The following is a 25,888-nucleotide window of genomic DNA, read 5'->3' as shown; positions in this document are numbered from 1 at the left end:
AACATCTTGTGGATCCGGCTTGCGTGCTCGTCGTCGGCGCCGGCCCGGGCGGGCTCACCGCCGCGTGCGAACTGGCCCGCCACGGCGCGGCGGTCCGCGTCATCGACGCCGCCCCACAGGCCGCGGCCGGCACCCGGTCCATCCTGCTGTGGCCGCCGCAGCTGGCCGTCCTTTCCGACCACGGGGTCCTCGACGAAGCGCTCCGCCTGGGCCGGCGGCCCGAAGCCTTCACCTACAGCACCGGCAGCCGGCGCCTGGCCCGCTTCCGGTTCACCCGCGAGACCGCCCCGCTGGTCCTGCCCCAGCACCACACCGACCGGCTGCTGGAACAGGCCCTCACCGCGAGGGGCGTCACCGTCGAACGCGGACGGCGGGCCACCCGCCTCACCCAGGCACCCGGCGAGGTGCGCGTGGAGACCACCGACGGCGACGGCCGCGAAAGCACCCTCACCGCGGCGTGGCTCATCGGCGCGGACGGCGCCCGCTCCACCGTCCGCACGGCGCTGGGCACCCCCTCCACCCGCACCAGGGCCCTGTCCCGGTTCCTGCTCGCCGAAGGCGCCCTCACCCCCGCGCCCCCCGACACCGACATCGAATACACCCTCACCCCGCGCGGAGCGCTCCTCATCGCCCCCCTCCCCCACGGCCCCTACCGGGTCGCCGGCGACCTGCGGGGCACGAGCGAACCCGGCATCGAGGAGGTCCGGGCCCTCCTGCGCCGCGGCCGGCGCACCCTGGACATCGCCGACCTGACCCTGCTGACCGAGTTCACCGCGCAGGAGTCCCTCGTCCACGAGATGCGCACCGGGCGCGTGTTCCTGCTGGGCGACGCCGCCCACACGCACTACCCGGTCGGCGGGCAGGGCGCGAACCTCGGCATGCAGGACGCCCGCAACCTCGCCTGGAAACTCGCCGGCGTCCTGGACCGGCGGCTGCGCGAGGACGTCCTGGACACCTACAGCACCGAACGGCGGGCCGCCGCCCGGCAGGTGCTGCGGATGACCGGCCTGGTGGCCCGGATCGCCCTGGCCGGGCCGCCGGCCGCCGGCCCCCGCAATCTCCTGCTGACGGCGGCGGCCGCCCTCCCGGCCGTCCAGAACTGGTACACGGCCGCACTCGCCGGCCTCAGGACCGCCTACCCCCCCACCCCGCTGGGCTCCCCCGCCCCCGACCGGCCCCGGCGCATCGGCCGCCTCTCGGACGCTGCGGCGGTCGGCCTGCCCTGCCCCGGCTGGGCGCGCGCGGAACGGCCCGCCACCACCTACCGGCTCGTCACCCGGGGCCCGGCCCGCTCCGCGCTGCGCGAGCGGGCCGACGACCTCGCACGCGGCCGCCCCCTCGTCACCCGCCGGCACGTCGAGTGCCCCCAGGAGGAGTGCCTGCTCGTGCGGCCCGACGGCTACACCGCCTGCGCGGCGGACACCGCGCAACTGGGCGACGTGGAGCGCCTGCTGGACCGCGTGTCCACCCCGGCGTTCCCACCGGACCAAAAGACGGAGGACCAGTGACCATCTCCCCCGAACACGACCATGTGTTCCGCACCTGGGCGAACTCCCTGTGCGCCAACGACATCGAAGCCTATCTGTCCTGCTTCGCCGACGAACTGCGCCTGGAGGACATCGCGTTGGACAGCGTCGTGGAGGACAAGACCACGCTCCGCAAGGACGTCGCGGCCTGGTTCGACGCCTTCCACGACGAACAGCTCACCCTCGACGGCTATCTCACCGGCCCCGGCGGCGAGATCGCCACCAGGTGGACCCTGTCGGCCACGGTCGTCGGGCACTTCCCGCGCGTGACCGAGAACGCCGTGATGGGCCGCCGCTTCACCAAGCACGGGCTGAGCGTCTTCACCTTCTCGCCCGAGGGACGCTTTCGCACGGAGGTCTCCTACTGGAACCTCACCACCCTCACCCGGCAGATCACCTGACCGCCCCACCTCCGGGCACGGCCGCCGCCTTTCACGGCGGCCGTACCCGGTCCGCGACCGCAGGAGCAGCCGTGACCCTCACCGTCGGATTCATCGGGCTGGGCGTGATGGGCTCCCCCCTCGCGCACCGCATCCTCGCCTCGGGACTCCCCCTCACCGTCTGGAACCGCACCCCGGACAAGACCGAGCCGCTGCGAAAGGCCGGCGCGGCCGTCGCCGCCTCCCCCGCCGGCCTCGCCCGCACCTGCGACGTCATCGCCCTGTGCGTCACCGGCCGGCAGGCCGTCACCGCCGTCACGCTCGGGCCTGACGGCCTGCACACCGCGCCCGGCCGCGGGCAGCTCGTCGTCGACCACTCCAGCATCCCCGCCGAAACGACCCGCACCGTGGCCGGCCGACTGCGCGCCGCCAACGGGATCTCCTGGCTCGACGCACCCGTCTCCGGCGGCACCCCCGCCGCCGCACGCGGCACCCTCACCGTCATGGCCGGCGGCAGCCGCCGCGACTTCGACCGGGCCCAGGGACTGCTGCGCGCCTATGCCCGCCGGACCACCCTCATGGGCCCCCTCGGCGCGGGACAGGCCACCAAGCTGTGCAACCAGGTCATCGTCGCGGCGAACGCGTGGGGCGTCGCCGAGGCCGTCGCCCTGGCCGAAGCCGCCGGCATCCCGCCCGGGCGGCTGCCCGAGGCACTGGCCGGGGGGTTCGCCGACACCCCTTTGCTGCACCACTACCTGCCCCACCTCCTCGACCCGCACGACGACACCCTCGGCACCCTCACCGACCTGGTCAAAGACCTCGACACGGCACTGGCCGCCGCCCGCCGCGCCGGCACCCCGCTCCCCCTCACCGCGCACCTGGCCGAGCTGCTGCGCCTCGCCAACCGGTGGACCCGGCCGCGGATCTCGGGCAGCTTCATCGGCCTCCTGCGCGGCCCCGGACACCCCGACCCCCAGGACGACCCGTCATGAGCACCACCACCACCGCACCCGCCGCACCCGCCCGCAAGCTCACCTGCGCGCCCGCCTTCTGGTGGGCCCTCACCGGCATCCTGTTCACCCTGGCCGGGGCATCGGTCCTGATCCCCTGGGCAGCCCACGGGGTGCGCTCCCCCCGCTACGGCGGCGACAGCATCTCGCCCGCGCGCACCACCACCGTCGTCACCGCACAGGTCCTCCTCGTCCTCACCCTGATCGCCTGCGCCGCGCACCTGACCCGCACGAGCCTGCGCCGCGGGCAGATCACCCTCGACGCCGGCATCGCCGCCGGTTTCCTGATCTCCTCCTGGCAGAGCCCCCTGCTCGACTACCACGACATCACCGTCGTGGTGAACCAGCACCTGGCGCACGTCAACTCGTGGGGCCCGTACATCCCCGGCTGGCACCCGCCCCGCCCCCAGCTCCAGATCGAAGCGCCCCTCGCCGTCACCGGCGTCGGCTTCGGCCTGCTCATCCTGTGGGTGTGGGCCCAGGCCCTGGCGGGCCGCGAGATCGCCCGCCGCTTCCCCCGCTGGGGGCCGCTGCGGCGGTGGACGGCCATCGTCGCCGCCGGCATCGCGACCGACGCCCTGATCGAAGCGGCCCTGCTGGGCACCGGCATCTACTCCTACGCCCACGCCTGGAGACCGGCCACCCTCTTCGCCGGGCACTGGTACGGCATCCCGCTGTCCGCCGCGTTCACCGCGACACTCTTCACCACCCCCTTCGTCGTCATGCGCCACCTCGAACAGAGCCGCGGCACCGTCCCGTGGATCTACCGGGGCGCCGAACGCGCCGCCACCGCCCGGGGACGCAACACCCTGCGGCTCCTCGCCGGCATCGGGGCCGGGAACACCGCCACCTTCGTCTACCTGGCGCTGTGCGTCCTGTGGGGCCTGGCCGGCGGCCCCATGCCCGCCGACACCCCCTCCTACCTGTGGCCCATGACCGCGAGGTGAGCCCGTTGGACACCCACCACGACGACACCACCACCGGCGACCCGCTCCGTGCGGAGTTCTGGAAGCAGCCGGCCGACGAGATCGAGGCGTTCTTCGCCCGGCTGCGCGCCGGAAGGAAACCCGTCTTCCTCCCCTACCGGCCCTCGTACGGTTTTTACGCCCTGACCCGGCACGCGCAGATCACCGAAGTCTCCCGCCGCCCCGACCTGTTCGGCTCCGCGCCCTCGAGCAGCACCCTCGAGGACCGCCCGCCCGCCTTCGGGGAGAGCGCCGAGGGCTCCCTGCTGCACATGGACGCCCCCCGGCACACCGCGATGCGGCGCGTGGTCGCCCGGGCGTTCAACCCCAGCGGCCTGCGCCACCACGACGGCATGATCGCCGGCGCCGCCCGGCGGGTCGTCGACGAGCTGCTGGAGAAGACCCCGTGCGACTTCGTCACCGAGGCCGCCGTCCAGCTGCCGCTGCGCGCCATCTGCGCCATCGTCGGGGTCCCCGCCTCGGCCTACGAGGACGTGGTGAGAGCAACCGACGCGATCACCCGGATCGCGAACACCACCGACCGCACCGGCCAGGGGGCCGTCGCCGAGGCGGTCACCTACTTCAGCACCCTCATGGGCGACCTCGCCCGCCTGCGCCGCGAGAGCCCCGCCGACGACGTGACGACCACCCTCGTCCACGCCACCGTGGACGGCCGGCCTCTCACCGACGCCGAACTCGGCGCGTTCCTGCGCATCCTGCTGGTCGGCGGCAACGACACCACCCGCAGCACCCTGGCCCACATGCTGCACCTGCTCACCGACAACCCCGGCCAGAAACGGCTGCTCCTGGCCGACCTGCCCGCACACCTGCCCGGCGCCGTCGAGGAGACCCTGCGCCACGCCACCCCGGGCACCTGGATGCGCCGCAACGTCACCCGGGACACCACCGTGGACGGCCACCCCCTGAACGCCGGGGACCGCGTCATCCTCTACTACAACTCCGCCAACCGGGACGAGGACGTCTTCGAACGCCCCCACGCGTTCGACATCGGCCGCGCCCCCAACCCGCACCTCAGCTTCGGCGGCCCCAGCCCGCACCACTGCCTCGGCGCCCACCTCGCCCGCCGCGAGACCAGCCTGTTCTACCGGGAACTGCTCACCCGGGCACCCGACATCCACGCCACCGCCCCGCCCGCCCACACCTACTCCGGCCTCATCCACGGCATCGGCCACCTGCCCTGCGCCCGCTGACGAAGCCCCCCCGGCCCCCGGCCCCCGGCCCCCGGCGAGTTCGAACGGGTGAACCGCGCGCATATGCCCCTGTCCTCTGCGTCCCGGTGTGCCGGGCCGCCTGTATACCTCGGAGCCATGGACGACCCCCAGATGTACCGACCGGCCGTGCCCCCGCCCCCCGCGGAGGTAACGGAGCCGGAGCCGGAGCCGCCCGGCGCGGCCGGCCATAACGCCGGAAACGGCTGCCGCCGCACGCCGCCGTGCGCCGCGCGGGAGGCGGGCCCGCTGCCGCGTCCGCACGGCTGAGCCTCACAGGACGGGCCGGCTGTCCGCACCGTAGGCGCGTGCCCGCTCCAGGACCGCCGCCGCCGCGGGGGTGCGCCGGTGCGGGGTGAGACGCCCGCACAGGTGGGCCAGCGCCTGGTGGACCCGGGCCGAGTCCAGCGGGGCGCTCTCGTCGAGGAACCGGTGGCCGTGGACGCATGCCTCGTCGAGGCGGCCGACACCGAGCAGGGCATCGGCCATCAGCGCGTGGGTGAGCGCGAGGGCGCGCCTTTCACCCGGCGCGCGGTGGCCGAAGGAGTGCGCGAGATGGGCGATGGCCCGCTCGTGCTCGCGCAAGTGGAGGAGCACCAGGGCCTGCTGGTATTCGAGGCCGGCCCGCGGATAGGAGGCGAACGGCCGCGGAGGGGCGCCGGACGCGGTGCCGTGCGGCTCGTGGAGCTGCGCGGCGGTGTCGAGGTCGGCCAGCGCGCGGCGGCCGTCCTGGCGCAGGGCGTGGGTGTGGGCCCGCTGGGCCAGCAGGTAGGCCCGGGTGCCGGGGTCGGCGAGGTCCCCGGCGGCGGCCAGCGCCTGTTCGGCGTGGGCGTGGGCTATCGCGGTGTGGCCCAGGCGGGCCGCCTGGCAGCTCATGGCCCGCAGGGTGACCGCGTACTGGACGCGGTCCCCGCCGGCCGAGGCCAGGGCCAGCGCCGTGCGGAAGTACTGCTGGGCGAGTCCGCTGTGCCCGGTGTCCTCGCTCTTCAGGGCGAGCAGATGGGTCAGCTGGGCGGTGCGGGTGAGCCACACCGGTTCCAGGCGGGTGCCGCGCGTGTGCCGGCTCTGGCTGCTGATGTCGTCGGCGAGGTACTGCGCGAGGGCGCTGCGGGCGTGTCTGCCGCCGAACAGGCCGGTGCTGCGCGCGGCGACGAGGATCACGCAGTCGAGCATGGCCACATCGGCCTCGGCGGCCGGCGGCAGGGGCGCCGCGACGGCCTCCGGGGCCGGGGCCGGGCCGGGGGGCGGGACGGGCGGCGGGGGCGGGGCGACGCGGAACGTCGCCGAGGTGAGCGCCGCGCGCCGGACGGGATCGCAGTCCTGGCGGCACAGGGCGATCAGCTCGCTCAGGGGACTGTGCCCGGGGTCGCTGCCGGGCAGCGGACCGCGCGCGTACGCGTGGGGGAGGAAGCCGGTGTCCTCGGCGATGACGAGCCGGTCGGTGCGCTGGGTGAGGGCCGCCGCGACCAGGTCGGGCACCGGTGGTCTGGGTCTGGTGCCGGAGAGCCAGTGGGCGACGGAGGTGCGGTCGTAGCGCAGCGCGAGTCCTTCCGCCGCCCCGAGGGTGTTGACCGCGTGGGCGAGTTCCCCGTTGGTCCAGCCGGCTTCTCGCAGGAGGGCGGCCAGCCGGTCGTTGGCATGACGGTGTGCCATTCCCTGCCTCGGGTGCTATTCCGCGATGGCGGTGCTGTAGGTCCAGCGGTACAGCGGCACCTCGAGCCCGGAGACGGTGCGGGTCTCCCGGGTGCGGGTGAAGTGCTGGTGGCGGCCGTAGAAGGCGACGGTCACCCGCTCGGACACGGCGGTCGTGCCGCGGGTGAGCCGCATGAGCCCTCCGGGACCGCGGCCGGCGCCTTCGAGGAGGACGAGCTGCTGCCGGGCGTGGGCGAAGGCGATGTCCTCGGCCGGTTCGGCAAAGACGGTCATGGCGGTGTTCCTTGTCGGTGCGTGAACAGCGGCCGGCCGGCAGGAAGGCAGGCCGGTGTGCGGCTCTGCCGGGTGCGGCCGGGCCGGGGGCGGTGGCGGGCCGGGGGCGGTGGCGGGCCGACGCGGGTGTCAGCGTGGCGACATGGCTCGCCTGCCCGCCGGTCACGGGCGGGACCGGCCGGGAAGTCGGCCGGATCGCCGCCCGGGGCGCCCGCCGACCACACGGGCGGGCGGCGGTAGGGGGCTCGCCACCCGGGCGGGCGGCGGTACGGGGCGCCCGGGGGGCGACAGGGGGTGGGCGGCGGGCCCGGCCGGGGGTCGGCCCGCCGGGGGCCCGCGGGTTCCGAACGGGCGGGGCGTGGCGCTCCGTTCGCCCCGCGCCGGGAGGGGAGGCGGCTCTGGTCGCGTGGTCGGGCTCATGGGCGGCTCCTGTGCGGAACCGGCGTGCGGCGGGGGGACCGGTGCCGAGGGGACGGGGGTCGGGGTTCGCGGGGGCTCACCTTCCGGGCGCGCGGTCCGGGAGGCGGGGCCGGGGCGGTCGGTGGCGGTGGGCGCGGGCGCCGCGCGGCCGGACGGTGCGGGACGGCGCCGGGCGGGCGGGCCGGGCGAAGACGCCGGCCGGCCCGGGGACGTCGGCCTGTCCGCGATGCGGTGCGCGCGGGCGTGTGGTGCTGTACGGCGCCCGGTCTTCGGCCGCCGCGGTCGAGGACCGGTTGCCACGGGTGCGGTAACGGCCTTGCCTCATCGAAGAGTTCGGGCAGGCGGAGGGGGCCGTGGCCGGGAGGCGGGATCACGGACCGGGTCCGGGGCGGCCGGGGAGCAGCCGCCTCGCCGGCCGCGGCGGCGGCGGGGCGCGCAGATCCCCGGAACGCCCGCTCCTTCGACGGCAACGCGAACTGGACGACCCACGGCAGCCACCGAGCTTCGTGAAGAGGGGTACGGGAAGTGGATACCGCCGAGTCTGGGGCAGGGGTGGCGACCCGTCGACGGGTGGCGGCCCGTAAATCCGTGAATCGGTTGAAACTTGCCCGCTTCTCGTGATGTGTCTCGCCTCACGGGGCGCGTCCGCCCGCGGTTCGTACGACGGGTCCGTCGGCGGTGCGCGGGGGTTGACGAGCGGTCAGGTGGCGTCCGTGGGTGTGCGGGCCGGTGCGAGGGGGCCGGGGCCGGGCGGGGTGGTGCGCCGGGGCCGGGGGGCCGGTGCGAGGGGGGCCGGGGGCCGGGGGGCCGGGGGCAGCGTCGGGCGGTGGCCCGGGGCCAGGTCCGGGACGCGGCCGCAGATCCGGCGGGAGTGGGGCCGATGGCCTCGGGGGCGGGTGTCGGCGGTCTCGTGGGCGGGGGCGCGGTGGTGCGCCGGGAGGCCGTGGCCGCGTTCGTCTTGCGCCGGTGGAAGGTGTCGGGGCCGTCGCGGCGGAGGAGAGCGGGCGCGGACACCGCCGGGGCCGGGGTCCTCGGCGCGGGTGAGGCCGCTGCGGCCCGTGGCGGTGCGGGGCGGGCGGGGGCTGTTGGGTGGTCGTGCGGTCCCTCACCGCGTGCGGGGGCCCGTGCGGGTGCCGTCGGTCAGGAGGTGGCCGAGGCGGCGCCCGCGGCGGGGGTGGCAGGGCGGTGAGGGGCCGGACCGGCGTCCGGTCGGGTGGTCAGGCGAAGACCGTCTTCTTGTACTCGGCGATCTTCTTGGCCTCGGCGACCTTCTCCATGCCGGTGAACCGGTTCAGGTGGGCCGCCATCGCGACGGGGTCCTGGACGCTGAGCAGGAACTCGGCCATCTCCTCGTTCCTGACCGCGTCGCGCAGTTCGGCCTCGGTCAGGGGGACGAGTCCCGGTTCGAGGGAGTCCCTCCGCTCGACCGCGACGATGTCGTAGGGCGCGCCCTGCTGGGCGATCCAGCCGCGTTCGCCTCCGGTGGCGCCCTTCGCCAGGTACTTCCTCTTGATCCGGATGGTGAGCACGTATCCCCACCGGGCCTCCGAGGCGAACTTGGTGGCGATCTCCGGGTCCGTGGAGAACTCGATCAGTTTGGCGATCTCGTCGTCGCGGTGCTGGCTCACGTAGCCCCGCACGTGCTCGTCGTCGGGCCGTGCGGCGTTCTCGTCGGGTGCCCGCATGATCTTGGGGAAGCTGACGAAGGAGCCGCGGATGATCTCCCTCTGCATGTGCATCCGCTGTGTCGGTGTCACGCCGCGTTTGAGGAGGACCTCTTCCTCGCTGTCCTCGCCCAGCCCCGCCACGTGTTCCTCGCTGCTGAGTCCCGGGGGCTGCTCCTCCAGGGCGACCCTGCGCCCGTCCCCGGCCCCTTCCTCCGTCATCCGCTGGACGGGCTGGTGCGCGCCGGGTGCCGCCGGGTGCGGGGTGAGGAGAGAGGGGGCGGTCGGCTTCCCGGCGGCGTAGGCGTCGCCGTCCCGCTCGGCGGCCCGCTCGGACGCCTGGCGCGGGTCGGTGACGGTGACGCCGGCGCCGTTGCGGTGGCCCGTCTCCGGCAGGTTCCTGAGGTTCTTGTCGACGTGGCTGAGTTCGTGGCCGATCAGCCGCTCCTCGGCCGTGGCACCGGCGGAGAGGAAGATGTGGTTTCCGACGGTCATGGCCTCGGCCCCCAGCGCCGCGGTGGCGCGCTGGGCCACGGCGTCGTGGTGGACGCGGGTGGAGGAGAGCGCGTCGTTGCGGTAGAAGGCCGTGGCCTTCGCGACGACCGAGGAGGGCAGGGGGCGGCTCGGCGAGTCCATGGCGGCGGCCAGCAGGGTGCTCTGCTCCCCCGGGGTCGGCTCCGCCGGCCGGTGGGCGGGCTCGTCCTCCTCGTCGCGGGCGGGGGCTCGCTGGACGGGGGGCCGCGGTGAGCAGTGGCCGCAGCCGGGACCATGGTCGCTACCGGGGCCGGCGCCGTGGTGTTCCTGGGTGCCCGGGTGTCCGGCCCGCCGGAGCATCTCGACGACGGCCGCGTTGCCGATGCCGCTCTGCAGGGCGGGTGCGCGCTGCACGGCGGTGTCACCGGACACGGGAGCCGCTGGTCGGTGCTGGGGTATCCGTGCCTTCCCCGGCGCGGGCTGCTCCTCGCGCGGTGGTCTCATCGTCGTTCGTCCTCCGGCGCTCACAAGTGAAGGGGGCCTGGCTTAACCCTCGCACGGGGGCCGGTCGCGTCCTCATGTCCCCAAAGGGCAGACCCGGGGGCAGTCCTGACGCCCCACGGGGCCTCCGGGGCGGGCGGGGCCGACGAGGAAGAGGGTGCGGGTGCGTCGGTGGCGCACCCGGGTGGCGTCCGGGGCCCGCGGAGCGGTGCCGGCGTGGACTGCGGGGCGCCGTACGCCGTTGGTGCCGGACGGCCCGCCCCCCCTTCTCGTCCCGGCCCCCTTCCCCTCGTGCGGCCCGGGGCGCGATCATCCGGTCAGCGGGCGGTCAGGGGTGTGTCAGCGGGGCCTGGCACGGTAGTACTCGTGAACGGCGCTACCGCACAGGCCGTCACACGCTGGGAGAGGTGCCCGGAGTGGCTTATCGGGGACCAGGGCAGCAGCCCGAAGTCGGACCTTCAACGGTCCACGCAGGTTCAAATCCTGCCCTCTCCGCAACGAGAAGCACGTGCCCGTGATCCGCCGGGGACGGCCGGCCGGTCCGCCGGGCCGCTCGGCACGGTTCCTGCCGGCCAGAGCCCCCGGGCAAAGAGGTGGAGCACGAGGGCGGCGATGTTCCAGGCGTCGTCCTCGCCCCGGTGGTGGCGGCCTTCGAGCCGCCGTCCGGCGATCTCCAGGGCTTGTGCCATGCCGGGGCGTCTGCGCAGACCGTGTGCCTGGGTGAAGACGGCCTTGGCGTTGGTGTGGCGGCGGCCGAAAGGGTAGGGCGTGCGTGCGGCCTGACACTGCCGGGTGAACTGGTGGCGGTCGTAGTCGCCCCAACTGGCCCACGGCCGGGTGCCCGCGTGGTGCTCGGCCGCCAGGAGCCGGCACGCCTCGGCGAAGGCGACCCCCTGATCGACCTCGTGCTGGGTGAGGCCGGTCAGCTCCGTGCAGAACTCGCTGACCGTGGACCGGGCGGGCTTCACGAGGATCCGGTGGCGGGCGAGGCGCTCGCCGGCGTCCAGGTCGACGACGGTCAGCCCGATCTCGATGATCTCGCTCACCTCGCCGGGCGGCTGGGAACCGGCCCAGCATGTCGCTTCGACGTCCACGACGTTGACGAGGCCCTCGGTCCAGGTGCTGTCCATGGCGGGAAGCGTAAGCAGGCGCAACGGCCGGAGCACGTGGTTTTCGAGGCTGCCCCCGCGGGGCCTGTCCCTTGACACCGCGGCGGCTTTTTGGCCCTTTCGCCCCTCGGTCATAGTCGGCGCCATGGACTATGACGTGGTGGTGGCCGGAGGCGGCCCGGTCGGACTGATGCTGGCCTGTGAGCTCCGGCTCGGGGGCGCGCGGGTGGCCGTCCTGGAGCGCCTCAGCAAAGTGGACCCGACGATCAAGGGCGGGGCGATCACCACGCCCGGTGCGGAGGCGCTCTACCGCCGGGGCATGCTGCCCGCGCTGGCCGAGGTGCAGCGGCGGACGGTGGACCGCTTCCGGGCGTTCATCCGCGAACAGAACGGCGGGAACGGCGACGGGGGCGGGAACGGGGACGGGGGCGCGGAGGCGGGCCAGGGGCTGGGGATCGTCGGGCACTTCGCCGGAATCATGCTGCGCGCCGGCCTGGTCGACCGCGGGGAGCCGGGTCTTGGCGACGCCGGGCCCGCCGCCGAGATCGCGTTCGTGGCGCAGCAGGACATCGAGCGGCTGCTGGGCGAGCGGGCGGACGAGCTGGGCGTCGACGTGCGCCGGGCAGTGGAGCTGACCGGTTTCGACGCGGACGAGGAGGCGGTCACCGTGCACACCGGGCACGGGGTCGTACGCGCCGGCTGGCTCGTGGGCTGCGACGGCGGCCGCAGTACGGTCCGCAAGCTCGCGGGGTTCGCGTTCCCCGGTACGGAACCGGAGATCACCTGTCACCAGGCGGTCGTGGAGATGACCGGTGCCGAGGAGCTGAAGGTCGGCTGGACCGCCACGGACACCGGGGTGTACGCGTACGGGCCGATGCCGGGCCGGGTCGTCACCGTGGAGTTCGACGGCCCGCCGGCCGACCGGGACGCGCCGGTCACCGCCGAAGACCTCCAGGCGCGGCTGCGGCGGGTCTGCGGTGTGGACGTCACGGTCACCGGGGTGCGCACCGCGACCCGCTTCACCGACCACGCCCGTCAGGTCACCGAGTACCGCAGGGGCCGGGTGCTGCTGGCGGGCGACGCGGCGCACGTGCACTCCGCGTTCGGGAGCCAGGGGCTGAGCCTGGGTATCGGGGACGCGATGAACCTCGGCTGGAAGCTCGCCGCGGTGATCGGCGGCCGGGCGCCGCGAGGGCTGCTGGACACGTACAGCGCCGAGCGGCATCCGGTCGGTGCGCGGGTCCTGGACTGGACCAGGTCCCAGGTCGCGGCCATGCGGCCGGACCCGCGGTCCCGGGCCCTGCGCGAGATCGTCGGCGACCTGGCGGGGACGGTGGCGGGCACCACGTACCTCACCGCGCGGCTCAACGGCGGCGGGGTGCGGTACGGGTGCGCGGGCGGGCACCCGCTGACCGGCCGCAGCGTCCCGGACCTCGAACTCACCGGCTGCGGCCGCCTCGCGGACCACCTGCATACGGGCCGGGCGCTCCTGCTCGACCTCACCGACGACCCGGAGCCGCGGGCCCTCGCCGCGGGGTATGCCGGGCGCGTCGACACCCTGACGGCCCGCTGCCCGTCCCGGCCGGAGCTGGCGGCGGTCCTCGTCCGCCCGGACGGCTTCACGGCCTGGGCGGCCGACGCGGGGGCGCCGGCGTCGACGGCCGGGCTGGCGCAGGCGCTCCAGGAGTGGTTCGGCGTGCCGGAGGCCGTGGTGGTGCCGGGCTGATCCGCCGCTCCGCGGGCCGGCCGGGGGCGCCGCGCGTGGCCTCGGGTGCGGGAGCGTCAGGTCAGCGGGCGGTCAGGGGTATGTCAGCGGGGCCTGGCACGGTTGTCCTCGTGAACGGCGCTACCGCACAGGCCGAACGCGAGGAGAGGTGCCCGGAGCGGCTTATCGGGGACCAGGGCAGCAGCCCGAAGTCGGACCTTCAACGGTCCACGCAGGTTCGAATCCTGCCCTCTCCGCAACACGGCCGGCGGCGCCTGGTGCCGGGCGTTCTTGGTCGCTCTCGGGTGGGGAGCGGCGGGGCGTCGGCTTCCGGCTTGTGCGTGAGTGCGTGCATGCGGCCTCAGGTGGTGGCGGGGCGATGGTGGGAAAACGCTGGGGCGGATGGCGTAACCCCGGTGCCGTCCGCGGCGCGTGTGTGCCTGCGGGGGCGGAACATCGTGATCCCCCGAGTCCGTCGTCCCCGGCCGCAGGACGTGTGCCCCGGCCGCGGGGCGGGCGGCACCGGGCGCCGCCGTCCCGACGGGAAGAACCCCTCATGCAGATCGATCTCTCCGGCCGCACCGCGCTGGTCACCGGCTCCACCCAGGGCATCGGCCTCGCCATCGCCACCGGACTCGCCCGCGCGGGCGCCCGTGTCGTCGTCAACGGCCGCGGCGAGGACCGCGTCGCCGACGCCGTGCGCACCGTGCGCGCCGGCTCCGGCGGCGGGGACGTCACCGGCGCCGCGGGCGACCTCGCCACCGAGCGGGGCGCCGCCGACGTCCTGACGGCCGTGCCGGCGCCCGACATCCTCGTCAACAACCTCGGCGTCTTCGGCAGCGCGGCCCCGCTGGAGATCGACGACGCCGAGTGGCGCCGCTACTTCGAGGTCAACGTCCTGTCCGCCGTCCGTCTCATCCGTGCCTGCCTGCCCGGCATGAAGGAACGCGGCTGGGGGCGGATCCTCAACCTCGCCAGCGACTCCGCGGTGGCCGTCCCCGCCGAGATGATCCATTACGGCATGACGAAGACCGCGCTGCTCGCCGTCGGCCGCGGCTTCGCCAAGGACGCCGCGGGCACCGGTGTCACCGTCAACTCCGTCATCGCCGGCCCCACCCGCACCGGCGGGGTCGAGGAGTTCGTCCGCGAACTCGTCGGCACCGAACTGCCCTGGGACGAGGCGCAGCGGGCGTTCATGGTCAGGTACCGGCCCCAGTCCCTGATCCAGCGTCTGATCGAGCCCGAGGAGATCGCCCACATGGTCGTCTACCTGGCCTCCCCGCTGGCCTCCGCGACGACCGGCGGCGCGCTGCGTGTCGACGGCGGCTACGTCGACTCGATCCTCCCCTGAGCCGCCCCCGGGACTCCCCCGGCCCGCCCCCGGTCCGCCCCGGGACTCCCCCGGGCCGTCCCCGGTACTCCCCGGGCCGTCACCGGTCCTCCCCGGGCCGTCCCCGGTCCTCCCTGGGATGTCACCGGCCGGCCGCGCCGTTCCCGGCGAAGCCGCCGCGAGCCCCGGGACCGTGGCGCGGCCCACGCCCCGCCGCGCACCCCGATGCACCCCGGACACGCTGATGCGCCCGCACCTTGCCCGCGTTCGCAGTGGAATTCCGACCAGGGCTACGACGCCACCCTGCGCGCCTTCGGCACACCAGCCTCGCCGATGCGGGCCGCATCCGCGCCGCCGGTGTCTCCAGCTTCCGGCCCGGCCGGCTGAGCAGGCTGCCGGAGGACGCCGCGCCGGCCCCGGCCGCCGGCCAGATCGAGCTGCACCCCGGCCTCCGGCGGGCCGGGCCACGCGCGTTCCACGCCCGGCACGGGACCGCCACCGAGGCGTGGAGCCCCACTCGCGCAGGGCGCCGTGCTGGGCGAGCCGGTCATCGGCGGCCTGGCCGCCGGGCGCGGGAGGCCCCCCGCCCCCGCCCTCGCCCGCCGCCCAGATCGTCCTGTGCCGGCACCTCCGGCTGGGCAGCATCGTCCTCCCCGAGCCGGCCGCCCCGGCCCGCGTCCGCGAGGACTTCGCCGTCTTCGGCTTCACCCTCACCGCCGAGGAGATGCGGGCCCCGGCCGGACTCGACCGCGGCCTGCGCGCCGGCCCCCGCCCCGACGGACTCGACCGGGCCCGCACCCACCCCGTCCGGTTTCCCGGTCCGGGCGCGCGGCCCGGACCGGAGCCTCCCCGGGGGTCAGGGCTGTTCGTGGCGGGCGGACTCGCGGGTGAACGCGGCGGCCAGGTCCTCGGCCGTGAGGTCGCCGGGGTCCAGGCCGAGGATCTGGTCGGACTCCCGGGCGCGTTCGAACATGGCCTGCTCGTAGGCGGCGAGCGCGGCCTGCGTGTCGGCGGGGCGGGCGGCCAGCGCCCGGCCGAGTTCGGCGCCGTCGAGCATGGCCAGGTTGGCGCCCTCGCCGTTGGGAGCGGCGAGGTGCGCGGCGTCGCCGAGGAGGGTCACGCCGGGGACGCGGTCCCAGCGGGTGCCGGCCGGCAGGGCGTGCAGGAGGCGCAGGGCCGGGGCGGTGTCGGTGGCGGTGATCAGCGCGGTGAGTTCCGGCGCCCAGCCGGAGAACTCGGCCGCGATCCGCGCGGCGGCCGCTGCGGGGTCGGTGAAGTCGACGGCGGCGAACCAGTCCTGATCGCGGGTCAGGCCGACGTAGGCGTGCAGGGTGTCGTCGCGCTCCCGGTGGGCGAAGATCTCCCGGCCCCGTGTGGGCACGATCATCGAGCCGCCGCCGACCGCCTTCGCGGTGGCCGGGTGGCGGGTCGCGGCGTCGTACAGGTAGGTCTCCACGACCGACCTGCCGGTGTATGCGGGCACGGCCGCGGTGAGCAGGGGGCGGACGCGGGACCAGGCGCCGTCCGCGCCGACCAGCAGGTGTGTGTCCACGCGCGTGCCGTCGGCGAAGGCCACCTCGTGGCGGCCCCCGCCCAGGGCGCGGGCGCGGGTGACCTTGCGGCCCCAGCGGACGGTGCCGGGCGGCAGCGAGTCGAGGAGGACCCGCCGCAGTTCGCCGCGCTGCACCTCGGGGCGTGTGCCGGTGCCGTCGTCGCTCTGCTCGAACAGGACGGACCCGTCCGTGCGCAGGACCCGCATCGCCTGCCGGCCCTCCAGGACGACGGCCCGGAACTCGTCCGTCAAACCGGCTGTCTCCAGGGCCAGCTGGCCGTTGTAGTCGTGGATGTCGAGCAGTCCGCCCTGTGCGCGGGCGGCCGGTGAGGGTTCCGCCTCGTAGACGGTGACCGGTATGCGGTGCAGGTGCAGGACACGGGCGAGGGTGAGGCCGCCGAGTCCGGCACCGATGATGGTGACATCCGTGGTCATGAGAGGGGGGTCCTTCCCGTCGTGTCGTCAGGCGCTGCGGTGACCGGGGCCCGGCGCGGGGCCGGTGTCCGGTGGGCTCCACTGTCCGGGCGGGCGTCGACAGTTCACCGACAGGCCGGCGACAGCACCGACAACGGGCCGACACCCGCGCCGGCCGCAAAGCGGCCGAAGAGGGGCGGCCCGTTCGCGCAGCAGGGGTGATGTCCCGCGAGCCTCGCCCCGGCGGGGGTTGAACCTCGCGCGGTGTGAGGACGCGTCGTGGCTCCCTGACCACTTCCGCGACCTGGAGAGTGGGCCGGCTCGCGCGGGCCGGCGGACTGACCGTGCGCACGCCGCACCACTGGGACACCATCGGCCTGCTCAGCCCTCGCGGCGCACCCCGGGCGGGCACCGGGAGTACACCGAGGACGACCTCGTACGCCCCTACCGGGTGCCGGCGCTGCGCGGCCTGGGGCCGGGGCTGGACACCATCGCCGTCTGCCTCGACGCCCCGGCGCAGCAGGTCCCGCTCGACGAACTGGCCCAGGTCCCGGACCGATACGCCGCCGCAGGCCCCGCACACGGAGGTGACCTCCGCCGACCGGGTCGCCGTGATCATCATTCTCCGCCCGTCTCCGCGCCCGGCGTCAGCCGCCGTGCTGCCGTGCTGCCGTGCTGCCGTGCTGCCGTGCTGCCGTGCTGCCGTGCTGCCCGATCCTGTCGCACGTACGGCCGGGGCGGCGACCGGATAGGCGAGCGCCCCAGGCGCCGCGGGACGGCGGAGGGGGCGGGAGGGGCGGGGGTGCCGGTGGGTTCGCGAGGGCGCCCCGCGCCGCCTGACGGGTCGTCATGGTGCGGGCGGGGGCTGTCTGACGTGCCGGAAGAGGAACGCGTCACAGCGCACCGGCGGGCGTTGCCGCGCGTGTTCGTTCGTTGCTAGCTTCACTGCGCAAGTGAGTTGGAATTCCAAACTGAGATGGGACGAACATGAGCCTCCCTGACGGCCGGACCGCCGGCACCCTCAGTCCTCCGGAGGAACGACCGCGGCTCGGGGTGGTCTTCACGGTGATCGCCGCCGGGGTGGCGATGGCCAACCTGGACGTGTTCATCGTCAATGTGGCGCTGCCGGACATCGGGCACCAGTTCTCGGGGACGTCGCTGGCGTCCCTGTCGTGGGTGCTGAACGCGTACGCGGTGGTGTTCGCGGCGCTGCTGGTGCCGGCGGGCAATCTCGCGGACCGGGTCAACCCGCGGACCGCCTATCTGTCGGGCATCGTGCTGTTCACGCTCTCCTCGGTGCTGTGCGCGCTGGCGCCGGGGATCTGGTTCCTGGTCGGGGCGCGGGTGCTGCAGGCGGTCGGCGCGGCGATGCTGATCCCCTCCTCGCTGGGTCTGCTGCTGGCGACCGCTCCGCCGGACAAGCGGCTCGCGTCGGTGCGCGGGTGGACGGCGATCAGCGGTGTGGCCAGTGCGCTGGGTCCGGTGCTGGGCGGGCTGCTGACCGATCTGAGCTGGCACTGGGTGTTCCTGGTGAACGTGCCGATCGGGGTGGCCGCGCTGCTGGGCGGGCTGCGGGTGCTGCCGCGGGTTCCCTCCCGGGACCTGCCGCGGGCGGACGTGCTCGGTGCCGCCGTGCTGACCGTGTCCATCGCCCTGGTCGCGCTCGGCCTGGTCAAGGGCGACGACTGGGGCTGGGCGTCGGAGAAGTTCCTGGGCGCGCTGGTGCTCGGGGTGCTGGGGCTGGTCTGGTTCACGGTGCGTTCCGCCCGCCACGCCTCGCCGGTGCTGCCGCTGCCGCTGTTCAAGTTCCGCGGTTTCAGCCCGTCCTCGTTCTCCAACGTGCTGTTCGCCGTCGCCTTCGCGGCCATGCTGCTGTCGACGGTGCTGTGGTGCCAGGACGTGTGGCACTGGTCGGCGGTGCGGACCGGGCTCGCGATCTTCCCCGGGACGCTGCTGCCGCCGGCGCTGGCCATGAGCATCGGGCCGGTCATCCACCGCTTCGGCTCCAGCGTGGTCGCCTTCGCCGGGTGCGTCGTCTTCGGCGCGGGCATCGCCTGGTGGCTGGTGCGGCTCTCGCCGGACGCCGGCTACGCGGGCGGGATGCTGCCCGGCATGCTCCTCACCGGCATCGGCGTCGGCCTGACCCTGCCCACGCTGATCAGCGCCGGCGTCTCCGGCCTGCCGCCGCAGAGCTTCTCCACCGGCTCCGGCGTCATCACCATGGCCCGCCAGGCCGGCACCGTCCTCGGCATCTCCCTGCTGGTGGCCACCATGGGCTCCGGCGCCGCCCACCCGGCGGACGCCTTCGACCGGGGCTGGGAGATGACCCTGGGCGCCACCGCGGCCGCCGCGATCGCCTGCCTCTTCGTCGGCACCGTCGGCAAAACCCCCCGCCCCACCCCGCCCGCACAACCCGCCGGGGACGCAGGAGCCGGCCGGGCGGCCGGGGACGCCGGCGGGGCGTAACGGCGCGCCGCCACCGCCCCCTCGGGCCGCCCGCCGGGGCGAGCAAGGCGCCGCGGACGGCGCGTGAGGACGCCCGGCCCCGGCCCGGCCCCCTCGGGCCCGGACCCCGACGCCCCGGCCCGGGCCGGGCCCGGCGAGAGCCGCGCCACGCCAGGAACCGCGCCACGCCAGGAGCCGCACCGCGGCTGGGACCGCACCCGACAGGAGCCGGGCGCGACGGGGGCCGGGCCGAGGGGGCCGGCGGCCGGTCAGATCACCCGATCTGACCGGCCGTCAGCTTTTTCCGGGAACCGCGGCACCGAATTCCGTTTTCGCGCGGCGCGTTCGGCGCATGGAGCGCACCGGGGATTCACGCCGTCACATCCGTTCGACACATGGAGACATGACGTACGCCACACCGGTAATGCCGCAACGGGGCGCCGACAACGGTGTCTTTGCTTCCCGCGGAGGCGGACTGCCGTATTCCGTCCGCGTGTTCACGGCCCCGGCGCGGCGGTTTGGCACCGCCGACACGCCTTCCCGGCGGACATGACCTTACCGGCGCGTAACTCTTGCGTATCCGCTGATCGCGGGGATTGCCGGGGGGCGACGAAGATTGTTATTGTCGCTCGAACAATCGAGTTGGACATTCCAACTCGACGGCGTACAACGAGTACAGAGAGCCCTTCGGAGTTAGGGCTCTGCACCATTAGCACCGCGAACCACGTGCCCGGCCGGATCACCTGCCTCGGACACGCTGATGCACCGCGCACCACCGGTATTCACCGAACTCGCCCTGTACCGCTCTGAAGGACACCACCCCCGTACCGCACGCACCGCATGCCCGGCTGCCGTCGAATACCCGGAGTGAGAGTGAGCCCCACCAAAACCCTGGCGGACCCGATCGACGTGATGGGCCGTCTGCTGTCCTTCGAGGGCAAACAGGACCCCTACCCCCTGTACGAGCAGATGCGGGCCCACGGACCGGTCGTCGACGTGGGCGGCGCCCACCTCTTCGTCACCGGCCATGCCGAATGCGCGCGGGCACTGCGCGAGGCGGACCTGCTGTCGACCGACGCCGCCGTCCAGGACGTACGGCTGCCCGGCTGGCGCGAGCACGCCTCCTGGTCCTGGCTGACGAAGAACATGCTGTTCTCCAACGACCCGGACCACGAGCGCTACCGGCGGTTCTTCTCCAGCGCCTTCTCCGCGCGCGGTGTGGAGGCGTGGCGGCCCCTGGTCGAACGCCGGGCCGCCCGCGCCGTCGAGCGGGTCGCCCGCCTCGCCGCGGACGGGCGGGAGGTCGACCTGGTCGCGGAGTTCTCCTTCCCGATGGCCGCCGGGGTCATCGGGGAACTCCTCGGCATCCCCGACGAGGACCACGACACCTTCCGCGGCGACGTCGGCGACATCACGCTGGCCCTGGAACCGATCCGCGACATGGGCCAGCTCACCGCCGGGGACGCGGCGATGGAACGCCTCGCCGGCTACTTCCACGACCTGGTCGCCCGCCGCCGGGCACAGCCCACCACCGACCTGACCAGCGCCTTCACCGCGGCCCGTGACGCGGGCGGGGAACTGAGCGAGACCGAGCTGGTCGCCAACCTCATGCTGCTGCTGGTCGCCGCCACCGAGGCACCCCAGGACCTGCTCAGCAACATGGTCCGCCTCGCCCTGGAGCACCCCGCCGAGGGTGAACGGCTGCGCACCGAGGCGGACTTCGCGGCCGGCTTCACCGACGAGACCCTGCGTTTCGAGCCGGCCGCCCAGATCCTGAACCGCGTCGCCTCACGCGACCTGGACTTCTTCGGCGTCAAGGTCGCCAAGGGCGTGCCGCTGACCCTGCTCATCGCCGCCGGCAACCGCGACCCGCGCCGCTTCACCGACCCGGGCGTCTTCGACCCCGCCCGCACCGGCAACAGCCCGCTCACCTTCAGCGGCGGCGCCCACTTCTGCCTGGGCGCGGCACTGGCCCGGATGTCCGCGGAGACGGCCGTACCGCTGCTGCTGCGGCGGCTGCCCGCACTGAAGCTCGCCGGGGCGGCGACGTTCCGCGACCAGATCGTCCAGCGCGGCCACGGCCGGCTGCCGGTCACCGCCGGGTGACCGGCTCACCTCCCGGGGGCGGGCACGAGCCCCCGAAGGGGGGTGAGCCACCAGGGGGGCATCCCGCCGCAGGGCGGGCGCGTCCCGTACCGCGGCGACGAGGAAGAACACACTGATGGGGGAGAGCACACCGATGGGCACGAACGTACCGTCCGACGAGGAACTCGCGGCATCGCTCGAGGGCGGCTTCACCAGCGAGTACGCCGACGTCAACGGAGTACGGCTGCACTACGTGAGCGGCGGGAGCGGCGAGCCGCTGTTCCTGCTGCCGGGCTGGCCGGAGACCTGGTGGGAGTACCGCAAGGTGATGCCGGCGCTCGCGGAGCGCTTCCGGGTCGTCGCGGTCGACATCCGCGGCATGGGCGGCTCCAGCCGTCCCGATTCCGGTTACGAGAAGAAGAGCATGGCCGGCGACATCCGTGCCCTGGCCGAGCACCTCGGCTACGAGCGGATCAACATCGCCGGGCACGGCATCGGTGCCATGGTCGCCTTCGCCCACGCCGCGAACCACGAGGCGGCCACCCGCCGCGTCGCGATCATCAACACCACGCACATCGACGACAGTTACCAGGGCTTCCGGCTGATGCCGAAGCCGGAGGACCCGGGCCCGCACCGCTGGTGGCTCGCCTTCAACATCGTGCCCGGCTTCCCCGAACAGGCACTCGCCGGCCGCTACCGCCTCATGGTCGACTACATGCTCGGCCTGAGCCTGGTCGACCCCGACGCCGTGCTGCCGCAGGACCGGGAGGTGTACGCGCAGCGCTACGACACACCCGAGGCGATCCGCGCCAGCCAGGCATGGTTCCAGGCGTACCAGCAGGACATCGACGACTTCCACGGCTACGGCAAGCTGTCCGTGCCCGTCCTCGGTCTCGCCTACGGCGGGTTCTACGACTACATGAACCGCGTCCTGCCCACCTGCGGCAGCGACGTACGCGTCGTCGAGGTCAAGAACACCCGCAACTACATGGTGGAGGAGCAGCCCGAGACCGTCGCGGCCGAACTGACCGCGTTCTTCGGCTGACCCACCCCCGCCCCGACCCCGCCCCCCGACCCCGACCCGACCCGATCCGATCCGATCCGGCCCCCGGCCGGACCCGAGCCGGGGGCCGGGCCGGGGGCCGGGCCGGGGTGGTTCAGGCCCGGCTCGTGCCCGGGCGGGCTCCTGTACAGCCCGCCCGAACGGCACCCCCCGAACGGCATCCCCCGTAACGACCCCCCGTCCCCGCCCGGCAGACAGCACAGAGCCGGACGGACGGGCGGCCGGGCGGGCGGGCAGACAGCCGGGCGGGTCCGGGGGGCGGCCGTACGGCACCCCCTCCCCTCATTTTTTTTCTCTTCTTCCATCCACTCGGACGGGACGCTGTCTTCGCATGCTGAACACTGACGGGGCGACACCGGGAGCCCTCCTGAGAAAACCGGTGAACGGGTGGCTGCGGGCGGACGCGCACCTGCGCGGCTTCGGCGGCTTCCACGGCGGTCTCGCCCTCGCCCTGCTGACCTCCGCGATGCGCGAACACGCGCCCGGACTCGAACTGCAGAGCGTCACCGGCCGGTTCGACCGGCCCGTCGACCCCGGCTTCACCGTGGACAGTTCCCTGGTGCGCGCCGGGCGGACCCTGAGCGTGGTCCGTGCCCTGGCGCAGAGCGAGAAGGGGCCGGCGATCGAGGCGTCCGCGGTGTTCGCCCGCCGCGGTGAGGGCTCCTGGCAGGCGGTGGCCCCCGAGCCGCCCGCGGCGCCGGGGCCCGAGGAGTGCGACGTGTTCGCCATCCCGGCGCAGTTCGTGCCGATCGCCACCAGCATGGAGATCCGCCCCGTCGGCGCGGCCCGCCCGTACGCGGGCGGGCCGGTGCCCGAACTGATCGCGTGGGTACGGCTGGTGGAGGACGACGAGGCGCCCGACGTGCTGCGCTTCGTGCTGCTGATGGACGCGCTCGCCCCTTCCTACGCGGCGATCCTGTCCACCCTCGCGGTCGTGCCGACCGTGGAGCTGACCGTGCGCCCCGCACCGGGGCTCGCCGGCGCCGCCTCCCCGTGGATCCTGCTGCGGGCCACCACCCGCGCCGCCGGGCCCGACGGGTGGGTGGACGAGCAGGTGGACGCCTGGTCGGTGCAGGGCACGCACCTGGGCAGCGCCCATCAGCTGCGGGTGGTCCGCGCCGTGTGACGCGCCCTCGCGTCCGAACGGAGATCACGCACGTGTCCCGCCCGCAGACCGACATGAAAGGCCGTATCCCTGTGAGACCGCTGCCACCGTCCGCCGGATCCTCGCTGGTGCACGTCCTCGAGCACCGCGCCCAGGAGACCCCCGACCGCCTCGCGTTCCGTTTCCTGCCCGACGGGACCGGCGACCACCCGATCGACCGGACCTACCGCGAACTCGCCGACCAGGCCGCCGCCGTCGCGGCCCGCCTCCAGGAGCGCGGCCTGAGCGAGGGCCGGATCATCCTCGCCCTGGACCCCGGACTCGACTACGTCGCCGCCCTGTTCGGCATCATGCGCGCCGGCTGCACCGCCGTACCCTGCTTCCCGCCGTTCGGGCGGCGCGCCACCGCCCGGTTCCTGTCCGTCCTCGACGACTGCGCGCCGCGGGCCGTACTGACCGACCCGCGCTTCGCCGGGCAGAGCGGACAGTTCCACGAACAGCTCACCGCCGGCACCGAAGCGCCGCAGTGGATCTTCCCCGAGCCGGACTTCTACCAGCACCCCGGCAGCGGCGGGACGCCGCCGCGGGCGGTGGAACCAGCCCTGATCCAGTACAGCTCGGGCTCCACCGGCGACCCCAAGGGCATCGTCCTGACCCACGAGAACCTGCTCAGCAACTGCCGGGTCCTGGACGCCCACATGGGTTACGAGGAGGACCGCGTCGGCTGCTCCTGGCTCCCGCCCTACCACGACATGGGACTGATGGGCACCATCATGCTGGCCGTCCACGGCGGCTGGCCCCTGGTGATGCTCTCCCCCATCCACTTCGTGCAGGACCCCTACCGGTGGCTCAAAGCCATCACCGACCACAAGGTCACCATCTCCGTCGGCCCGAACTTCGCGTTCGACCTGTGCGCGCAGAGCATCGGCGACGAGGAGAGGGCCACCCTCGACCTGAGCCGGCTGCGGCAGGTGTTCTGCGGCAGCGAACCCGTCTCCGGCAACACCATGGAACGCTTCCGGGAACGGTTCGCACCCGTCGGCTTCGACGCCGGCAGCCTCATCCCGTGCTACGGCCTCGCCGAAGCCACCCTCTTCGTCTCCGGCAAACCCGAGGCCGACGACACCATCCGCACCCAGTGGCTCGACAAGGACGCCCTGGAACGCGGGCGGGCACGCCGCGCCCAGAACCCGGGCGGGGCGGACGCGGTGCGGGTGGTCAGCTGCGGGGTGATCGCCGAGAACCACGAGGTGATCGTCGTCGACCCGCACACCCTGACCCCGCTGCCCGACGGCGGGATCGGCGAGATCTGGGTCCACGGCGCCAGCGTGGCCGCCGGCTACCTGGGACGCCCCGAACTGAGCGCGAGCACCTTCGGCGCCCGCCCCGCCGGCCACAGCGGCGACGCCGCGTTCCTGCGCACCGGGGACCTCGGCTTCTTCCTCGACGGGGAACTGTTCGTCACCGGACGCCTCAAGGACCTCATCGTCATCAGCGGCCGCAACCTGCACCCCCAGGACATCGAGCACTCCGCGCTGCACTGCCACCAGGACCTGCGCCGCACCGCCGCGTTCTCCGTGCCCAGCACGACACGCGACGAGGAGGAGGTCGTCCTGGTCGCCGAATTCCGCGGCACCGCCAAGGAGTTCGCCTTGCGCGAGAAGGAACTCCTGGAACGCGTGACCGCCGCGGTGACCGAGGACCACGGGGTACGGCCCGCCCGGATACACATCGGACCGCCCGGAACCGTCCTGATGACCACCAGCGGCAAGGTCCGCCGCCGCGACACCCGCACCGCGTACCTGGACGGCACCCTCAAGGCATTCCCCACCACCCCACCAGCCGACACACCCGCCACAACACCAGCGGGCACACCGGCCGCCACACCAGCGGGCACACCGGCCGACACACCCGCCACACCCGCCACAACACCGGCGGGCACAGCGTCCGGCGCACCGGCGGGCGCGGCGGCGGGCACTCCGGCGGGCGTGTCGTGAGCGGCACCCGGGCAGGAGCGGGCCGGGCGCCGGCACGCGCCACGGCCGCGGGAGCGGGCGCGGCGGAGGCGGGGCGGACCGGGGCGCGCGCAGGCTCGCCTGGATCACCGTGGGCGTGCCCACCCTGGGCACCGCCGCCGCCGTCGTCTTCGCCGTGCGCTACGGATTCACCTGGACGGACGCCCTGCTGCTGGTGGTGATGTACGCGATCACCTCACTGGGCGTCGAGGGCGGATTCCACCGCTTCTTCTCCCACCGCTCCTTCGCGGCCGGCCCCGTCGTCACCACCTTGTGGGGCATCGCGGGAAGCATGGCGGCACAGGGACCGGTCGTGTTCTGGGTCGCCATCCACCGCCAGCACCACGCCTTCACCGACAAGGACGGCGACCCGCATTCACCGCGGGCGCTCGGCCCGGGACTGGCCGGGCGGCTGCGCGGGTTCTGGCACGGCCACGTGGGCTGGCTGTTCACCGTCCAGCGCCAGGACTGGGCCCGGCGGGCCCCCGACATGGTCCGCGACCGGCTGGTGATGCGCCTGAACCAGTACTACTTCGTGTGGGTGCTGGCCGGGCTCGCGCTGCCGGCACTCGCGGGCTGGCTCCTGTCGGGGGGAACGGCGCGCGGCGCGGCCGGCGGGCTGCTGTGGGGCGGGCTGGCCCGGATCTTCCTGCTGGACCACGTCACCTGGGCGGTGAACTCGATCGGCCACACCGTCGGCGCCCGGCCCTACCGCACCCGGGACACCAGCCGCAACGTCGCCCCCCTCGCGGCGATCTCGGTGGGCGGCTCCTGGCACAACAACCACCACGCACGGCCCTCGCTGGCCCACAACCGGCACAACCTCCTCCAGATCGACCCGACAGGCGCGGTCATCCGGGCCCTGGACGCCGTCGGACTCATCCGCGACGCCCGCTACCCCGACCGCATGCGCCCCGATCAGGGCCCCGGGACACGGTCCATGCCGAACCAACAGGAAGGGAGCTGAACG

At 74.4% G+C, this 25,888-nt stretch carries 18 protein-coding genes and 1 tRNA gene; 14 read left to right on the top strand and 5 right to left on the bottom strand.

Annotated elements, in window-relative coordinates; genetic code table 11:
* The first annotated feature begins 8 nt into the window (after window positions 1-8).
* From GHR20_RS35970 to GHR20_RS35950, 5 genes are all read left to right on the top strand, one after another.
* The gene (locus tag GHR20_RS35970) at window positions 9-1,508 is read left to right on the top strand and encodes an FAD-dependent monooxygenase (RefSeq protein WP_194859082.1); all 1,500 of its coding nucleotides are present in this window, start codon (window positions 9-11) and stop codon (window positions 1,506-1,508) included.
* Window positions 1,505-1,927 (top strand): nuclear transport factor 2 family protein, encoded by a 423-nt coding sequence (locus GHR20_RS35965; RefSeq protein WP_111587301.1) that lies wholly within the window; start codon window positions 1,505-1,507, stop codon window positions 1,925-1,927. Before GHR20_RS35970 ends, GHR20_RS35965 begins: the two co-directional genes overlap by 4 nt.
* A 71-nt stretch (window positions 1,928-1,998) precedes the next feature.
* Complete coding sequence (locus GHR20_RS35960; RefSeq protein WP_208446861.1) at window positions 1,999-2,898, top strand: NAD(P)-dependent oxidoreductase; 900 nt, start codon at window positions 1,999-2,001, stop codon at window positions 2,896-2,898.
* Window positions 2,895-3,863, top strand: a complete 969-nt coding sequence (locus GHR20_RS35955; RefSeq protein ID WP_153815655.1) for a spirocyclase AveC family protein — start codon at window positions 2,895-2,897, stop codon at window positions 3,861-3,863. The genes GHR20_RS35960 and GHR20_RS35955 overlap by 4 nt, the downstream gene beginning before the upstream one ends.
* 5 nt (window positions 3,864-3,868) lie before the next feature.
* Window positions 3,869-5,092, top strand: a complete 1,224-nt coding sequence (locus tag GHR20_RS35950) for a cytochrome P450 (RefSeq protein ID WP_153815654.1) — start codon at window positions 3,869-3,871, stop codon at window positions 5,090-5,092.
* A 291-nt stretch (window positions 5,093-5,383) separates the two neighbouring features.
* On the opposite strand, the gene GHR20_RS35945 is transcribed toward GHR20_RS35950, so the two are convergent.
* From GHR20_RS35945 to GHR20_RS35930, 4 genes are all read right to left on the bottom strand, one after another.
* Window positions 5,384-6,763, bottom strand: a complete 1,380-nt coding sequence (locus GHR20_RS35945) for a hypothetical protein (protein ID WP_153815653.1) — start codon at window positions 6,761-6,763, stop codon at window positions 5,384-5,386.
* Between the two features lie 15 nt (window positions 6,764-6,778).
* On the bottom strand, window positions 6,779-7,036 hold the full coding sequence (locus GHR20_RS35940) for a DUF5988 family protein (RefSeq protein ID WP_111587306.1): 258 nt from the start codon (window positions 7,034-7,036) through the stop codon (window positions 6,779-6,781).
* Window positions 7,037-8,673: 1,637 nt separating this feature from the next.
* Window positions 8,674-10,026 carry a DUF4157 domain-containing protein gene (locus GHR20_RS35935; protein WP_243878241.1) on the bottom strand — a complete coding sequence of 451 codons (1,353 nt, stop codon included), beginning with the start codon at window positions 10,024-10,026 and terminating at the stop codon, window positions 8,674-8,676.
* 545 nt (window positions 10,027-10,571) lie between these two features.
* The gene (locus tag GHR20_RS35930; protein ID WP_153815652.1) at window positions 10,572-11,225 is read right to left on the bottom strand and encodes a 3'-5' exonuclease; all 654 of its coding nucleotides are present in this window, start codon (window positions 11,223-11,225) and stop codon (window positions 10,572-10,574) included.
* 124 nt (window positions 11,226-11,349) lie between these two features.
* Between GHR20_RS35930 and GHR20_RS35925 the strand changes: the two genes are divergently transcribed.
* The 3 genes from GHR20_RS35925 to GHR20_RS35915 all read left to right on the top strand — a co-directional run bounded on the left by GHR20_RS35925 (window position 11,350) and on the right by GHR20_RS35915 (window position 14,260).
* Window positions 11,350-12,930: an FAD-dependent monooxygenase gene (locus tag GHR20_RS35925; protein ID WP_243878240.1), complete on the top strand. Its 1,581-nt coding sequence runs from the start codon at window positions 11,350-11,352 to the stop codon at window positions 12,928-12,930.
* 142 nt (window positions 12,931-13,072) lie between these two features.
* Window positions 13,073-13,166 (top strand) — tRNA-OTHER (locus GHR20_RS35920).
* Between the two features lie 299 nt (window positions 13,167-13,465).
* Window positions 13,466-14,260 carry an SDR family oxidoreductase gene (locus GHR20_RS35915; RefSeq protein ID WP_111587308.1) on the top strand — a complete coding sequence of 265 codons (795 nt, stop codon included), beginning with the start codon at window positions 13,466-13,468 and terminating at the stop codon, window positions 14,258-14,260.
* Between the two features lie 835 nt (window positions 14,261-15,095).
* Here GHR20_RS35915 and GHR20_RS35910 read toward each other — a convergent pair.
* Window positions 15,096-16,226, bottom strand: a complete 1,131-nt coding sequence (locus tag GHR20_RS35910; protein ID WP_153815651.1) for an NAD(P)/FAD-dependent oxidoreductase — start codon at window positions 16,224-16,226, stop codon at window positions 15,096-15,098.
* A gap of 966 nt (window positions 16,227-17,192) precedes the next feature.
* Between GHR20_RS35910 and GHR20_RS35905 the strand changes: the two genes are divergently transcribed.
* The 6 genes from GHR20_RS35905 to GHR20_RS35880 all read left to right on the top strand — a co-directional run bounded on the left by GHR20_RS35905 (window position 17,193) and on the right by GHR20_RS35880 (window position 25,885).
* Window positions 17,193-18,671, top strand: coding sequence for a DHA2 family efflux MFS transporter permease subunit (locus GHR20_RS35905; RefSeq protein ID WP_153815650.1), 1,479 nt, complete (start codon window positions 17,193-17,195; stop codon window positions 18,669-18,671).
* A gap of 852 nt (window positions 18,672-19,523) precedes the next feature.
* Entirely contained in the window at window positions 19,524-20,756 is a 1,233-nt protein-coding gene (locus GHR20_RS35900; protein WP_153815649.1) for a cytochrome P450, read from the top strand.
* A gap of 133 nt (window positions 20,757-20,889) precedes the next feature.
* The gene (locus GHR20_RS35895; RefSeq protein ID WP_153811707.1) at window positions 20,890-21,780 is read left to right on the top strand and encodes an alpha/beta hydrolase; all 891 of its coding nucleotides are present in this window, start codon (window positions 20,890-20,892) and stop codon (window positions 21,778-21,780) included.
* Between the two features lie 349 nt (window positions 21,781-22,129).
* Entirely contained in the window at window positions 22,130-22,924 is a 795-nt protein-coding gene (locus GHR20_RS35890; RefSeq protein WP_237520366.1) for a thioesterase family protein, read from the top strand.
* Between the two features lie 107 nt (window positions 22,925-23,031).
* Complete coding sequence (locus tag GHR20_RS35885) at window positions 23,032-24,900, top strand: fatty acyl-AMP ligase (protein ID WP_243877800.1); 1,869 nt, start codon at window positions 23,032-23,034, stop codon at window positions 24,898-24,900.
* 115 nt (window positions 24,901-25,015) lie between these two features.
* On the top strand, window positions 25,016-25,885 hold the full coding sequence (locus GHR20_RS35880) for an acyl-CoA desaturase (protein WP_243878239.1): 870 nt from the start codon (window positions 25,016-25,018) through the stop codon (window positions 25,883-25,885).
* Window positions 25,886-25,888: the final 3 nt, after the last annotated feature.

Source organism: Streptomyces sp. SUK 48 (assembly GCF_009650765.1).
Lineage (GTDB): Bacteria > Actinomycetota > Actinomycetes > Streptomycetales > Streptomycetaceae > Streptomyces.
Note: the sequence above shows the minus strand (reverse complement) of the source record. Positions and strands in the feature narration are given on the sequence as shown.